This window comes from Fundidesulfovibrio magnetotacticus (assembly GCF_013019105.1).
Lineage (GTDB): Bacteria > Desulfobacterota > Desulfovibrionia > Desulfovibrionales > Desulfovibrionaceae > Fundidesulfovibrio > Fundidesulfovibrio magnetotacticus.
The window spans coordinates 85,653-98,596 of the sequence record NZ_BLTE01000006.1 but is presented as its reverse complement, the minus strand read 5'-3'; the positions used below and the strand labels follow the sequence as shown (position 1 = coordinate 98,596).

The 12,944-nt window shown below is 65.5% G+C and carries 14 protein-coding genes; 6 read left to right on the top strand and 8 right to left on the bottom strand.

Annotated elements, in window-relative coordinates; all coding sequences use genetic code 11:
• Nucleotides 1-35 precede the first annotated feature (35 nt).
• From NNJEOMEG_RS08110 to NNJEOMEG_RS08085, 6 genes are all read left to right on the top strand, one after another.
• Entirely contained in the window at nucleotides 36-2,576 is a 2,541-nt protein-coding gene (locus NNJEOMEG_RS08110) for an ABC transporter ATP-binding protein/permease (RefSeq protein ID WP_173083184.1), read from the top strand.
• Entirely contained in the window at nucleotides 2,542-3,069 is a 528-nt protein-coding gene (locus NNJEOMEG_RS08105) for a cyclic nucleotide-binding domain-containing protein (protein WP_173083182.1), read from the top strand. Before NNJEOMEG_RS08110 ends, NNJEOMEG_RS08105 begins: the two co-directional genes overlap by 35 nt.
• A gap of 90 nt (nucleotides 3,070-3,159) precedes the next feature.
• Entirely contained in the window at nucleotides 3,160-3,594 is a 435-nt protein-coding gene (locus NNJEOMEG_RS08100; protein WP_173083180.1) for a Fur family transcriptional regulator, read from the top strand.
• Between the two features lie 14 nt (nucleotides 3,595-3,608).
• Complete coding sequence (locus NNJEOMEG_RS08095; RefSeq protein WP_173083178.1) at nucleotides 3,609-4,253, top strand: class I SAM-dependent methyltransferase; 645 nt, start codon at nucleotides 3,609-3,611, stop codon at nucleotides 4,251-4,253.
• 318 nt (nucleotides 4,254-4,571) lie between these two features.
• Nucleotides 4,572-4,844 carry a CD3324 family protein gene (locus NNJEOMEG_RS08090; RefSeq protein WP_173083176.1) on the top strand — a complete coding sequence of 91 codons (273 nt, stop codon included), beginning with the start codon at nucleotides 4,572-4,574 and terminating at the stop codon, nucleotides 4,842-4,844.
• A gap of 119 nt (nucleotides 4,845-4,963) precedes the next feature.
• Nucleotides 4,964-5,680, top strand: coding sequence for an SAM-dependent methyltransferase (locus NNJEOMEG_RS08085; protein ID WP_235956881.1), 717 nt, complete (start codon nucleotides 4,964-4,966; stop codon nucleotides 5,678-5,680).
• Between the two features lie 89 nt (nucleotides 5,681-5,769).
• Here the strand turns inward: NNJEOMEG_RS08085 and NNJEOMEG_RS08080 are convergent, their stop codons facing one another.
• The 8 genes from NNJEOMEG_RS08080 to NNJEOMEG_RS08045 form a co-directional block, all read right to left on the bottom strand.
• Nucleotides 5,770-6,291 (bottom strand): hypothetical protein, encoded by a 522-nt coding sequence (locus NNJEOMEG_RS08080; protein ID WP_173083174.1) that lies wholly within the window; start codon nucleotides 6,289-6,291, stop codon nucleotides 5,770-5,772.
• 8 nt (nucleotides 6,292-6,299) lie between these two features.
• On the bottom strand, nucleotides 6,300-6,602 hold the full coding sequence (locus tag NNJEOMEG_RS08075) for a hypothetical protein (protein WP_173083172.1): 303 nt from the start codon (nucleotides 6,600-6,602) through the stop codon (nucleotides 6,300-6,302).
• Entirely contained in the window at nucleotides 6,599-7,216 is a 618-nt protein-coding gene (locus NNJEOMEG_RS08070; RefSeq protein WP_173083170.1) for an RNA polymerase sigma factor, read from the bottom strand. The genes NNJEOMEG_RS08075 and NNJEOMEG_RS08070 overlap by 4 nt, the downstream gene beginning before the upstream one ends.
• Nucleotides 7,217-8,311: 1,095 nt before the next feature.
• Nucleotides 8,312-9,427: a hypothetical protein gene (locus NNJEOMEG_RS08065; RefSeq protein WP_173083168.1), complete on the bottom strand. Its 1,116-nt coding sequence runs from the start codon at nucleotides 9,425-9,427 to the stop codon at nucleotides 8,312-8,314.
• A gap of 325 nt (nucleotides 9,428-9,752) precedes the next feature.
• Entirely contained in the window at nucleotides 9,753-12,137 is a 2,385-nt protein-coding gene (feoB, locus tag NNJEOMEG_RS08060) for a ferrous iron transport protein B (RefSeq protein ID WP_173083166.1), read from the bottom strand.
• A complete protein-coding gene (locus NNJEOMEG_RS08055) occupies nucleotides 12,134-12,385 on the bottom strand; it encodes a FeoA family protein (RefSeq protein WP_173083164.1) in 252 nt (83 codons plus the stop codon). The genes feoB and NNJEOMEG_RS08055 overlap by 4 nt, the downstream gene beginning before the upstream one ends.
• Nucleotides 12,386-12,436: 51 nt before the next feature.
• Nucleotides 12,437-12,667 carry a FeoB-associated Cys-rich membrane protein gene (locus tag NNJEOMEG_RS08050; RefSeq protein ID WP_173083162.1) on the bottom strand — a complete coding sequence of 77 codons (231 nt, stop codon included), beginning with the start codon at nucleotides 12,665-12,667 and terminating at the stop codon, nucleotides 12,437-12,439.
• Between the two features lie 10 nt (nucleotides 12,668-12,677).
• On the bottom strand, nucleotides 12,678-12,905 hold the full coding sequence (locus NNJEOMEG_RS08045; RefSeq protein ID WP_173083160.1) for a FeoA family protein: 228 nt from the start codon (nucleotides 12,903-12,905) through the stop codon (nucleotides 12,678-12,680).
• Nucleotides 12,906-12,944: the final 39 nt, after the last annotated feature.

Here is a 12,944-nt window from a genome sequence, read left to right as displayed (position 1 = left end):
GCATCACGGGGCAAACGCCAACCAAAGGCCGCGCCATGCCGCTTACGCCCGAACTGCCCGACAAGATCTACAAACGTTCGCTCATCTCCTGGGTGCTCACCAGCAACATGAAGCTCCAGGGCATCCTGTTGGCGGTCATCGTGGTCACGGTGGCCATCCGGGTGCTGCCCCTGGAGATGCAGAAGAAGATCATCAACGAGGCCATCGGGCAGCAGAAGGTGCATCTGCTCATCATGTATTGCGGCTACTACCTGGCCGCCGTGGTGAGCGCCTCGGCCCTGAAGTTCGCCATCAACGCGCTGCAGACCTACATCGGCCAGGAAGCCCTGGCCGACATGCGCAAGAAGCTCTACGCCCACATCCTCACGCTGCCCATCGGCTTCTTCCGCAAGGCCAGCCCGGGCATGATCGTCTCCTCGCTGGTCACCGAGGTGGCCAACGCGGGCGACTTCATCGGCCAGGCCATCGCCGTGCCCGTCACCAACATCCTCACGCTCCTGGCCTTCGCGGGGTACCTCTTCTACCTCAACCCCCTGCTGGCCGGGCTCTCCATGGTGCTCTACCCCCTGGCGCTCGTCTTCGTGCCCATGATGCAGAAACGCTCCAACGCCGCCAACCGCGAGCGCGTGGACACCGGGCGCAAGATGTCCACCATGATCGGCGAGACGGTCCAGGGCATCCACGAAATCCACGGCAACGCCTCCTTCCGCCACGAGAACGCCCGCTTCGGGGCCATCACCGACAAGCAGTTCAAGGTGCGCCTGCGCTGGAACCTCTGGAAGTTCGGCATCAAGAACTCCAACAACTTCTTTCAGTCCCTGGGCCCCTTCGTGCTCTTTCTGGTGGGCGGCTGGCTGGCCATCAACGGCCGCTTCGACCTGGGCGCGCTGGTGGCCTTCCTCTCGGCCAACGACAAGCTCTACGATCCCTGGAAAGAGCTCATGGACTTCTACCAGACCTACCAGGACGCCACCGTCAGCTACAACCGCGTGATGGAATACTTCGCGGAAGACTGCGAGTTCGCCCTGGAGCCTGCCGAGGAGCGCGCCCCCCTTGTCCTGCCCGGCAAGGTGGAGGTGAAGGACCTGATCATGGAAGCCCCGGGCGGCATCCGGCTGCTCAAGGGCGTGAGCGTTGGCGTGGAGCCCGGACAGCATCTGGCCCTGGTGGGCTTCTCGGGCTCGGGCAAATCCACCCTGGCGTTGTGCATCGCCCAGATCTACAAATATTCCTCCGGGTCCTGCCAGGTGGGCGGGCAGGAGGTGGCCGCCATGGCCAAGTCCGACCTGGCCGAGAACATGGGCTTCGTGCCCCAGCACCCGTTCATCTTCGAGGGCTCCATCAAGGAGAACCTGCTCTATTCCGTGAACGCGCGCTTCGTCTCCAAGGGGCTCGACCCCGCCGACAACGAACCCAGCCTGGACCGGCTCATCGAGGTCACCCAGCAGGTGGGCCTGTTCCTGGACGTGCTGCGCTTCGGCCTGAACACCGTGTTCAAGAAGGGCCGCAAGGAACACCTCGTGGCCAAGATCATCGCCATCCGCGAGGCCTACTACGCCGACCAGGGCGAGGAACTGCGCGGCCTGGTGGAGTTCTTCGACGAGGGGCGCTACCTGCACCACTCCTCGGTGGCCGCCAACATCCTCTTCGGCAACCCCAACCAGGAAGCCTGGCTCCCCGAGAACCTGGCCGACAATCCCGACTTCCTGCGCTTCCTGGACGAGGCCAACCTGACCCTGCTCCTCCTGGAGCTGGGGCGCGACCTCACCGTCCAGACCGTGGACATCCTGAAGAACGTCCCGGACGCCGACGCCACCTTCTTCGAGCAGACCCCCGTGCTCCCCGAGGAGTTCGAGTCCTACGCCCAGTTGGCCGAGCGCCTGGAGCGCGCCAAGGTGATGGACCAGGACGAACAGGGCAAGGCCATGCTCCTGCGCCTGGCCCTGCGCTTCGCCCCGGGCCGCCACGGCATCGTGCGCCTGCCCGACATGGCCGAGCGCATGCTCCTGGGCGGGCGCGCCCTCTTCATGGAGCGCATCGCCGCAGAGGACCCGGAACGCGTCAGCTTTTACCGCCGCGACAACTACATCCACACCCAGACCATCCTGGACAACATCCTCTTCGGCAAGCTCAAGAGCGAAAGCTCCAAGGTGCTGGACCGGGTGAACAAGACCATCATCAGCCTGCTCATCCAGGAGGACATGCTGGAGCGCATCGTGGAGCTGGGCCTGGACTTCCAGGTGGGCACCGCCGGCGACCGTCTCTCGGGCGGGCAGCGCCAGAAGGTGGCCCTGGCCAGGGCCTTCCTCAAGGAGCCGCCGCTCCTGCTCCTGGACGAGGCCACCTCCGCCCTGGACAATGCCGCCCAGGCGCGCATCCAGAACCTGCTGGACTCCAAATGGAAGGGCCGCTCCACAGTGATCGCCGTGGTGCACCGCCTGGACACCATCAAGGGATACGACAAGATCGCGGTGATGAAGGCCGGTCAGCTCGTGGAAACGGGCTCCTACCTGGAACTCATGGCCAAGAAGGGGATGCTTTATGAGCTCGTCAACGGAAACAAAGCCGGACACTAGCTCCTGCGCCTACGCCGATTATCTTGAAGTCCTGCGGGAGTTGCCCCTCTTCGGCGGCGTTCCCCTGGACGTGTGCAAGGTGCTGGCCTACCTGAGCGTCGCCGAGACCCATCAGCCGGGCGACTACCTGATCCGGCAGGGGGAAACCGCCGACGCCTTCCATTACCTGAGCTGCGGCCGCGTGGAGGTCATGCGCCAGACGGGCGGCGAGGCCGTGGTCCTGAAAACCCTGGAGCAGGGAGACAGCCTGGGCGGGCTGGCCCTGATCCTGGGCGGGCGGGCCAACTTCTCCGTGCGCGCCGTGGAAGAGACGGTGAGCATGGCCCTCACGCGCGACAAGTTCCTCAAGACCGTCAAGCGCTTCCCCGAGCTGGAGCCCGCGTTGCTCCAGGCCCTGGCCGCCCATGTGCTGGACTGGGAGGAACGCTTCATGACGCGCCGCCCCGACGCCGTGCAGGCCATGGGCGGCGACCTGGGGCTTACCCTGTTCTAAGGCGCTCCGGAACGGGGAACCTGTGCGGTTCCCCGTTTGACATGCCCATGCAAGACGGATAGAGCGCGCAAAACGTCCAGGGAGCCCTTGATGAAAGACCCCCACGTCCTCTTTGCCGACTACGCGGCCCAGGAAGGGCTCAAGATGACGCCCCAGCGCCGTCACATCCTGGACGTGTTCCTGCTCCAGGAGGGGCACGTCACCTCCGAGGAACTCTACGAGCGGGTCAAAAAGTCCTACAAGACCATCGGACAGGCCACGGTCTACCGCACGCTCAAGCTGCTCTCGGGCTCGGGCGTGGCCAAGGAGGTGGACTTCGGCGACGGCGTGACACGCTACGAACGCCACCTCGACGAAGGCCACCACGACCACCTGATCTGCGAGCGCTGCGGCGCCAACGTGGAAGTGCTCGACGAAACAATCGAGAAACTCCAGGAAGAGGTGGCCGCCCGCCACGGCTTCACCCTGACCCGCCACAAAATGTATCTCTACGGCGTCTGCCCCGCCTGCCGGGGCGGCCGCTGACGCGAGCCCCCCGCATGTTCGAAGACGCCCCCGACCGGCCTTCCCAGTTCGACCAGGTGGCCCGCACCTGGGACGACAACCCCGCCCGCGTGGAACTGGCCCGCGTGGTGGGCGCGGCCATGGCCGAATCCCTTGGCCTGGACGGCACGCGCACCGTGTTGGATTACGGCGCGGGCACCGGCCTTGTCTCCCTGTGGCTGGCCCCGCGCGCGGCCCGCGTGGTGGCCGCCGACACCTCCGAGGCCATGCTGGAGGTGCTGCGGGAAAAGGCCCGGGCGGCCGGGCTGGACACCCTGGTCCCGTTGCACTGGAATTTCGAGCAGCCCTGGCCCCGGGAGCTGCCCCGTCCCGAGGCCCTGGCCGCCTCCATGGTGCTGCACCACGTGCGCGACGTGCCCTCCGCGGTGCAAGCCTTCCACGCCCTGCTGCCTGAGGGAGGCCGCGTGGCCGTGGCAGACCTCGCGGTGGAGGACGGCAGCTTCCACGGAGAAGGCATGCACGCCTTCCACAAGGGCTTCGAGCCCGAGGCCCTGGCCTCGCTCTTCGCTGCGGCCGGCTTCGGACGCGTGCGCACCCGCGAGGTGCACCGCCTGGTGAAGCCCGGTCCGGACGGGCAGCCCCGCACCTACCCCGTCTTCCTGCTCAGCGCCCGTCGCTGAGGCCCGTCCGGCTGCCGCGCCGCGCCGCGCCGTCACCCTGGCCTGGCGCGCGAGGCGCATCCAGGTCGCTGCCGGTCTGCGGGGGCTTGGCCGCCTGGGCGGGGAACGCCGCCGCCGCGCGAAGCGGCCCCCGGTTTCCACGTGCGCTTTGTCGATCTGCATGGCAATCCGTCATGTAGGAAACAACCAACATCGCAAGAGGTGTTCATGTTCAGAGCAATGGATTCTGTCGTTATGCATAGCAAGGGCTTTTGCACAACGACTTGATTTCCCGGCAAGAGCTCTTGCTCGTTCCTGACGATGTTTGGGAGGAGCACGATGAGCTACAAGAAGGCGAGCGATGTCCTGCCGCGCTCCTTGTTGAGCGCGGTTCAACAGTATATAGACGGCGAGTGCCTCTATATCCCGCGCAAAGCGGACGGCAAGCTTCCGTGGGGTACCCATACGGAAACCCGGGAGGCGCTCCGGGCGAGAAACAGGGAGATTCGGGCCAGACGCCTGGCGGGCTGTTCCGCCGTCGAGTTGGCCAGACAATACTTCCTGTCGACAAAGGCTATCTACAAAATCCTCAACGCCGACAAAAACGGCTGACATCCGGGAGCGCCCTGATCTGGTTCAGGGCGCTTTCTTGTTTCGGAAACGTCTCGTGGAGTGCATTCGGGGCCAGTATGCGGGAAGAATGTCCTTGAACATTCACAGGAACAAAGGGGATGACCATGGACACGCCGTTTACCGACAAGTACGACAAGGCCTTTCTTCTGGACGCCATGATGGGGCCGAACGCCATGCGCATCATGGAAGAAATGGCGCACGACCTCCCTCTTTCTCCAGGAATGCGAGTCCTCGACCTGGGTTGCGGAATGGGAATATCTTCCATCCTTCTTGCGGAAAAATTCGACGTGACGGTGTTTGCGGCCGACCTGTGGATCGCTCCCGCCGAGAACGCGAAGCGCTTCGCTAGCCTGGGGCTTGGTTCGCAGATCTTTCCCTTCCTGGTTGACGCAACGCAAGAGATTCCGTTCGCTCAGGACTCTTTCGACATGATCCTCAGCGTGGATGCCTATCAATACTTCGGCGCCAACGAGACCATGCTTCCGAAGCTCCTGCCGTTGGTGAAGCCAGGCGGCCATGTGGCCGTCGCCGTTCCCGGATTCAACCAGGATTTCCCCGAGGGGGGCTTGCCCCCGGAAATCCGGCCCTACTGGACTCCGGAGTGGTATTTTTATTCCCCCGGCTGGTGGCGGGCGCTCTGGGCGAAGGAACCCGGCCTGGAAATAACCGTGCTGCGCGAAATGGACTCGTGCCAGCAAGCCTGGGACGAATGGCTTAAATCCCCCAATCCCTATGCCCAGGGGGACAGAGCGATGATGGACGCGGGTGCGGGAAAATACTTCAACATCATCCAACTGGTGGGTCGAAAGGTTTGAGATTGGCCCGCGAAACGCGGAAGGCCCCGTGCGCGGACACGGGGCCTTCATGTGCGGCCCTTGGGGATCAGGCCTCGGGAGGGGACGTTCTATTGCCCCGGCGGCGGGGGCGGGCCTTTGGGGTCGCCTGGGGAGATCCAGGGCGGCGGACCGGCCGGTCCCGGCGGCGGGGGCGGTGGGCCTCGGCGTCCGTCCGGCGGCGGGGGCGGCCCGGGAGGGCCGGAGAGCATGCGCTTGCGGTGCTCGCGCAGACGCACCATGATTTCTTCGTGCTTGCGGGCCTGCTCGGGGGTGAGCAGGGCGCGGATGCGCGCCTGGTACTCCTCGAAGATGGCGTCCTCGGCCTCCAGGAAGGGCTTGCGGGCCTCGGCGGTCCTGGCGAACATCTCCTCCACAAGGGGTGTGAGGGCCTTGCCCTGCTCAGCGCTGAGCCCCAGGTCCTGGGTCATGCGCTCCACCACGAAGGCCGCCGGTCCCAGGCGCTCCATGCGCCCGAAATGGCCGAAGGGGCCGCCGAACCAGACGCGCCAAGCCTCCATGCCCAGCGCGCCCACGGCCATGCCGCAGACCAGCAGGGCCAGGGCCAGAAGCCATCCTTGCGTGCGCGTCACGTGGCCTCCTAGAGCGCCAGCCAGCGGGTGACGGCGTCGCCGGAATAGGTGGCGGCCAGGGCCAGTTCGCCAGCGCGTCCCATGCCCGAGAAGGCCAGCGCCCCCAGGAGCAGGGCCGCGGCGAAGCCCGAGGCCAACAGCGGCCGGGCCACGCCCGGCAGGATGTCCCAGAAGCTCAGGGAACGCCGGGCCTCGGCCAGGCGGGCCATGACGCGGGCTTCGAAGCCCGGCGTGGCGGACGCCTCCGGGTGATTCCGGAAAGCCTGTTCCATCAGCAGATCGAGACGGTGGAAATCCTTTTCCCCGTTCATGCGGTCCCTCCAGCCATGCCGGCCCCCCGCAGGGCCTCGGCCATGGTTTTTCGCGCCCTGTGCAGACGCACTTTCACCTTTTCCACGCTCCAGCCGAGCATGGAGGCGATTTCCGTCAGTTCGTGGTCGCCCGCGTAGAAGAGCCCCAGGGCGATCCTGTCGTCGGGCTTCACGCGCCCCAGGAGCCAGGTCACCACGGAGCTTGCTTCCTGGCGGCGAACCATTTCCTCGTGGCGCTCGCGTGATCCGTCGGCCAGGAAGGCGTCCAGCCAGGACTGGCCGTCCTCGCCCGCGAGGCTGAGCGAAACCTCCCCGCGCGACCCCGTCTCGCGCCAGTACCGGATGGCCCGGCGTATGGCCAGCGAGGAGAGCCACGCCCGGAACGACTCGGGCTGCTTGAGCTGCCCCAGCTTCTCAAAGGCCTTCACAAAGGCGTCCTGGGCGGCCTCCGGCACCTCGGCGGCGGGCATGTGCCTCCTGAGCAGGCCGAACAGGTAGTCCTGATGGCGTCTGACCAGGATGGCGAAGGCCTCGGTGCGGCCTTCGAGCACCATGCGCACGGCCCGGGCGTCGTCGACGGCCCCGCCGGAATCCGAATCTGGCACGTTCTTCATGGTCTCCTGGCCGCGCGGTTGGGGACTCCCCTCCCCCCTGCGGGCCGTCCGTCCCCGCATGAGCGGTCGCGGTCCGATTCCGGGACGCCTGCCGGCAGAGTGCTCTCTGGCCGGTATCGGGTCAAGTCGGGGGACTTGATCCGGTTGCGCATGCCGGTCAAAGTACTAGAGGGGCTGGGAGGGGGCGGGGTTACGCGGAGGAGCTGGGTTGCGACGAGGCCGTTGAGGAGCCGTCCGAGACGGCTCCGGGGCTGCCCCTTCCCGGACATGACGAGGGGCTGCGTCTGGCGGGCGCAAAGTCGCACGGAAACGGAAGGTTGTGGCGTGACGAACAGCGTCGGCGAAAGGTGTTTACATTGCGCCGGGCATGTGTAAAATATCGAGTGTGTGGCATCGAACAACGTGTGGCGGCCCTGGGCTGCCACAACATCAGGAGGCCGGATCATGAAGCGATCCACGAATTAACATGGTCTCACTCGAGTGACGGGCGCGCGGGCAACCGTCGCGCCCTTTGTCTGCCCAAGACACCGACTTTTCGGCATGCCCGGCAACCTTGCGCTGGGCGCGGAGCGCTGCAGCGCGGCGTTGCCGCCTGAAAACGGCTTCTGCTCCTTCGGACTTGGGCTTCCGATGCGGTTTCGGGAGCCCGGGTTATAGGAGCTTCCTCCACTTTGTCGTCCAATTGAGCTGCGGCATGGACGGCAGGCCTCCCTGAGGGCAGGACGGGAGCAGAGCGGCTTTGCCTCCCGGGGGTACGCCCCGCAGGCTTTTCGCTTCCTTTGTGTTCAACGTACTGAGGGCGCGCCGAGTACTCGGCGCGCTCTCAGCTTGATGACAAACCCCGAAACGGGGTTTGTGGGAGCCGCTTACGGGCGGCAAAGCCGCCCTGCTCCAGGCTGCGCTTCGCGCAGGGCTGCAGAAAATCCGCAAAGCCGTCTTTTCAGCAGCCTCAGGGCGCGCCGAGTACTCGGCGCGCCCTCAGCTTTTGCGTGACCCGTCACGCCTGAAGCTTCAACCCGCGGGCTGGACGCCGGACGATGTAGCTCGCTTCGCTGGGAAAGCGTTTGCCCGCAGGTTGACCGATGGAAATGGTTCCTAGGCTTTTTCCTGCCAGCGGATGTTGAAGACGATCCCCGGAAGCAGCCAGCCTTTCGCCTCGATCTTCAGCCGGTTGCCCCTGATGGTCATCTTGCAGATGTCGTCTCGGCAATCCTCCATGTTGATCCTCTCCCGGACGCCCTTGTACAGTTGCAGCAGTCCGCACTCCGGGGTGTCCTTGAAGACGTATCCGTCGGGCAGGTTCATGATCAGCGTATACCCGTAGGTTGGCTCGTAAATAGTGGCCGTGAAGACGTTGTCGTCCACGCAGCTGAGCGCGTTCTCCTCGGTGAAGACGGGAACGAAAGGCCTGCGTACCGAAAGTTGCTGGTAGAAACTGTAGGTCGTCCATTCCGAGTCCGCGTAGATGAAGAAGCCGCTCTCGTTCTCCAGGGGTCTGCGGTTGGTCGGAATGGCGGGGATGAGTTCCTCGTTGTCGACAAGGATGCTGATCTTGTGTTTGTCCTCGTAGGCGCTCATGATGGATGAGGACCAGAAGAGGGGAAAGATCCCGAACCCGTCTCCGTCACGGTAGAGCGGATGATGGATCTTGAACTGCGTTTCCTCGTGCCAGGCGAAATGGCTCGCTATGTCGCTTTCGCGGATGTCGATCCGCTTCTCCATCATAGACCGGTGCGGCGTCTTGCAGAAGGGCTGGAGGATGTTCTTCGCCACATAGTGGTAGAGACTCTGCTTCTCCATGTAGGAGTGAACGCCGTAGGCGTTCTCCGTGAACTGCTGCTCCAGAGCTTCGTAAGGAAGCTGTTTGCTCGTGTAGCCGTTGATCGAGTCGGACACGTTCTTGAGATGTTGCGAGACATCGGAGAACATCTTCTCTGTCGGCTCCATCAGGAAGTATTCCCACACCTCCTTGAAAACGGCCCTTACGAAGAAGGAGAGGAAGGGAAAGCCTACCAGGAGATACGCCAGGAGCTCGGCGGGATGCTTGATGGCGGCGATGAACCGGCCTGCCGTCGAGTGGGCGTACTCGTCGCCGTTTGCATAGCCTGCCTTCAAGGTCCCCTCGACGATTTCCGGAGCCGCCAGAAGGACGACCCCCGCGAGGATGGCCAACATGGCGTTCAGGAGTTGTTTTTTGAGATCGGGCCGCACGCCGTCACCTCCTGGATAAAGTGGAACCGGAAAATATCGCTGTTCAACATGTCAATAGGCTTTGCCGATCGGCTTGTCAATGTCTGCGTGGTTTCCACGAGCGGACAAAACGAAACCGCCCGGCCTTGCGGCCGGGCGGTCTTCTTGCCGGAGCGCGAACCCCGGGGACGGTGTTCGCGGGAGTCGCTGCCGGGCGGCAACGCCGCCCTGCTCCAAGCTGCGCTTCGCGCAGGGTTTCGGGCGGGGCCGACCCTGCCCGAAACCGCCGGACCGCCCGGCCTTGCGGCCGGGCGGTCCGGGGAGGGATCGGCGCGAGGGACGCGCCTTAAGGGAAGAGGAGCGTGCCGACCTGGAAGATGGCCACGGCCAGCACGAAGGCAAAGACGGTGTTGAAGGTCATGGAGAACACGGCCCACTTCCAGGAGCCCGTTTCCTTGCCGATGGCCACCACGGTGGGGAAGCAGGGCGAGTAGAGCAGGATGAACACCATGAGCGCGAGACCGGCGGCCAGGGGGATGCCCGCCTGGGTGAGCTTTTCAGCCAGGGGATCGGCCTCTTCGGCCTCCACCGCTCCCAGGGAGTACGCCGTGCCCAGGGTGGACACGATGATTTCCTTGGCCGCGAACCCGCCCACCAGGGCGATGTTGGTGCGCCAGTCGAACCCGGCCCAGCGGCTCACGGGCTCCAGGGCCAGGCCCAGGCGTCCGGCCAGGGAGGCCTCAAGGGCGGCGGCGGCCTGTTCCTTCTCGATGTCTTCCAGTTGGGCCTGGAGCGTTTCCAGCTCTCCCTCGGCCTTGGCGGGCTCTTCGCCCTCGGCTTTGGGGGCCTCGGCGGTCTGCGCGTCGGCCTTGTCCGCTTCCTCGGCCCTGGCTTCGGCGGCCGGAGCATCGGGCTTGGCCTCAGCGGCTTCCTTGGCTTCGGGCTGGGCGGCCTCGGCGGCCTCCAGGGCGGCGATGCGCTCGGAGATCTCGGCTTTGCGGGCCTCGAAGACGTTCTCCTTGTCCTCGGGCAGGCCGGGGAAGGTCATGGCGGCCCAGACCACCACGGAGACGGCCAGGATCACCGTGCCGGCCTTCTTGATGTACTGCCAGGTGCGCTCCCAGGTGTGGATGGCCAGGCCGCGCAGGGTGGGCAGGCGGTAGGGAGGAAGCTCCATGACGAAGGGGGTGGACTCGCCGCGCACCACCGTGGAGCGCAGCATCCAGGAGACGCACAGGGCCATGGCCCAACCCAGCATGGTCATGCCGAACATGGCCTGGGCGGCGTGGTCGGGGAAAAACACCCCCGCCAGCAGGATGAACACGGGAAGCTTGGCCCCGCAGGTCATGAAGGGCGCGGTGAGGATGGTGGCGATGCGCTCCTTGGGGCTGCGCAGGGTGCGGCTGGCCATGACGCCAGGCAGGGCGCAGCCGCCCGCGATGCCGCCCGAGATGATGAAGGGCATCACCGAGCAGCCGTGCAGGCCGAAGATGCGGAACACCCGGTCGAGCATGTAGGCGATGCGCGCCATGTAGCCCGAGTCCTCCAGGAAGGCGATGAGCAGGAAGATGATCATCACCAGGGGCACGAAGCCCATCACGCCGCCCACGCCCGCGATCACGCCGTCCACCAGCAGGGAGCGCAGCATGCCGTCGGGCAGGGCGTCGTTCACGGTCTCGCTCAGCAGGCCGAAGCCCGCTTCCAGCCAGTCCATGGGCACTTTGCCCACGGTGAAGGTGAGCTGGTAGATCAGGTAGATCACCGCGAACATCAGGACGGGGCCCATCACCTTGTGCGTGAGCAGAAGGTCGATGCGGTCGGAGAACTCAACGCGGTCGCCCAGGTCGTCGCGCTTGAGCACGCCCTTGAGCACCGAGGCGATGTAGCCGTAGCGATAATCGGCCACCACGGCCTCGGGGTAGGTGCCCAGGGTGGCGCGCAGGTGGGTGGCCACCTGCAGCACGCGGGCTTCGAGCCACGCGGCCAGTTCGGGATCGGCGGCGCGGCCCAGCTCCATGATCTGGGAGTCGTTCTCGATGTATTTCAGGGCGATCCAGCGCGCGGGGTAGCGCTCCTTGAGGAAGGACTTGGCCAGGATGCGCGCGGTCATTTCGGTGATGGCGGGGTCCAGGTCCGGCCCGTAGGAGATTTCGAGCGGCTTCCACTGCCCCTTGGCCTCGCGGGCCGTCTGGGCGGCGGCCAGCGACAACTCGTGCACGCCCTCGCCGGTGCGGGCCACCAGCTCCGTGACCGGGCACCCCAGGATGGCGGAGAGGCGCTTCACGTCCACGTGCACGCCGTTGCGCCGGGCCTCGTCCATCATGTTCAGGCCCAGCACCAGGGGGATGCCCAGCTCCATGAACTGCACGGTGAGGTAGAGGTTGCGCTCCAGGGCGCCCGCGTTCAAAACGTCCACGACGGCGGCGGGCCGCTCTTCCACCAGGAAGTCGCGGGCCACCAGCTCTTCGGCGGAGTAGGCCGTGAGGGAGTACGCCCCGGGCAGGTCCACCACTTCGAGCACGGTGTCGCCAGCGCGCACGCGGCCCACCTTCTTCTCCACGGTGATGCCGGGGTAGTTGCCCACGTGGGCTCGCGCGCCCGTGAGGGCGTTGAAGAGCGTGGATTTGCCCGCGTTGGGGTTGCCGGCCAGGGCAACGGTGTGCAGGCGCAGGCCCTGATCGTGGAGGGGGGCGGCGCTCTCGGCGGCCGCGCGGTGCTGGGTCTGGCTCATGCCTGGTCTCCGTTCCTCTTGGCGACGAAAAGGTAGTCCGCCTCGTTGTTGCGCAGCGAAAGGGTGAAGCCTTTCAGGCGCAGGGCCACGGGATCGTTCAGGGGCGCGCGGCCCACGATCTCCACCTCCGCTCCGGGCACGAGGCCCATGTCGCGGATGCGTCTGCCCAGTTCTCCCTCCGCGGAGATGCGCGCGATGCACGCCTTCTCGCCGACGGCCATTTGCCGGATGGAACGGTGCTCTTTCATAAGCTTAAAGACCTTGAGAGTCAGTCTCAATTGGAGGGTTTTAAAAAAAGGTCAGCTGCCGCGTGAACAACCGCAGGCCCCGCCGCAACCGCTCCCGCCTGATCCGGCTCCGCCCGGAGTGGCCCCGGACTTGGGCATGGGCCCAAGCTCCTGGCAGCAGCCTCCGCCGGAGGATGAACCGGAGCACCCGCAACCGCCCCGAGTCCTGCCGCGCAGGAAGCGGCGCGCCAGGTACGCCCCTGCCAGCGCCACCAGCGCGGCGACGATGATTTTTTCCAGCATGAAAGCTCCTTTAAGCCTCGCGAATGTGGGAAACCATGACCCGTCCGGCCATTTCGGCCCCGAGGCAGAACTCTCCACCGCGCACGCGGATGCGACAGCAGTCCCCGTCGGCGCAGACGCGGGCCTCCACTCCGGGCGTGATGCCCAGGGCGCAAAGCCGCCCTCTGCAAAGGGGGTCTCCGTGCAGGTCTTCAATACGGACGACGCTGCCTTCAGGACAATCCTTCAGGGGGACCATGGCTATCCTTGCTTGGTTTGAATGGAGGCGATCGTGCAT

What these genes read in the sequence shown, in the direction of transcription:
- NNJEOMEG_RS08110 (WP_173083184.1), top strand. Translation starts at nt 36, where the DNA reads ATGCCGCTTACGCCCGAACTGCCCGACAAGATCTACAAACGTTCGCTC.
- NNJEOMEG_RS08105 (WP_173083182.1), top strand. Translation starts at nt 2,542, where the DNA reads ATGAGCTCGTCAACGGAAACAAAGCCGGACACTAGCTCCTGCGCCTAC.
- NNJEOMEG_RS08100 (WP_173083180.1), top strand. Translation starts at nt 3,160, where the DNA reads ATGAAAGACCCCCACGTCCTCTTTGCCGACTACGCGGCCCAGGAAGGG.
- NNJEOMEG_RS08095 (WP_173083178.1), top strand. Translation starts at nt 3,609, where the DNA reads ATGTTCGAAGACGCCCCCGACCGGCCTTCCCAGTTCGACCAGGTGGCC.
- NNJEOMEG_RS08090 (WP_173083176.1), top strand. Translation starts at nt 4,572, where the DNA reads ATGAGCTACAAGAAGGCGAGCGATGTCCTGCCGCGCTCCTTGTTGAGC.
- NNJEOMEG_RS08085 (WP_235956881.1), top strand. Translation starts at nt 4,964, where the DNA reads ATGACCATGGACACGCCGTTTACCGACAAGTACGACAAGGCCTTTCTT.
- NNJEOMEG_RS08075 (WP_173083172.1), bottom strand. Translation starts at nt 6,602, where the DNA reads ATGAACGGGGAAAAGGATTTCCACCGTCTCGATCTGCTGATGGAACAG.
- NNJEOMEG_RS08070 (WP_173083170.1), bottom strand. Translation starts at nt 7,216, where the DNA reads ATGAAGAACGTGCCAGATTCGGATTCCGGCGGGGCCGTCGACGACGCC.
- feoB (WP_173083166.1), bottom strand. Translation starts at nt 12,137, where the DNA reads ATGAGCCAGACCCAGCACCGCGCGGCCGCCGAGAGCGCCGCCCCCCTC.
- NNJEOMEG_RS08055 (WP_173083164.1), bottom strand. Translation starts at nt 12,385, where the DNA reads ATGAAAGAGCACCGTTCCATCCGGCAAATGGCCGTCGGCGAGAAGGCG.
- NNJEOMEG_RS08050 (WP_173083162.1), bottom strand. Translation starts at nt 12,667, where the DNA reads ATGCTGGAAAAAATCATCGTCGCCGCGCTGGTGGCGCTGGCAGGGGCG.
- NNJEOMEG_RS08045 (WP_173083160.1), bottom strand. Translation starts at nt 12,905, where the DNA reads ATGGTCCCCCTGAAGGATTGTCCTGAAGGCAGCGTCGTCCGTATTGAA.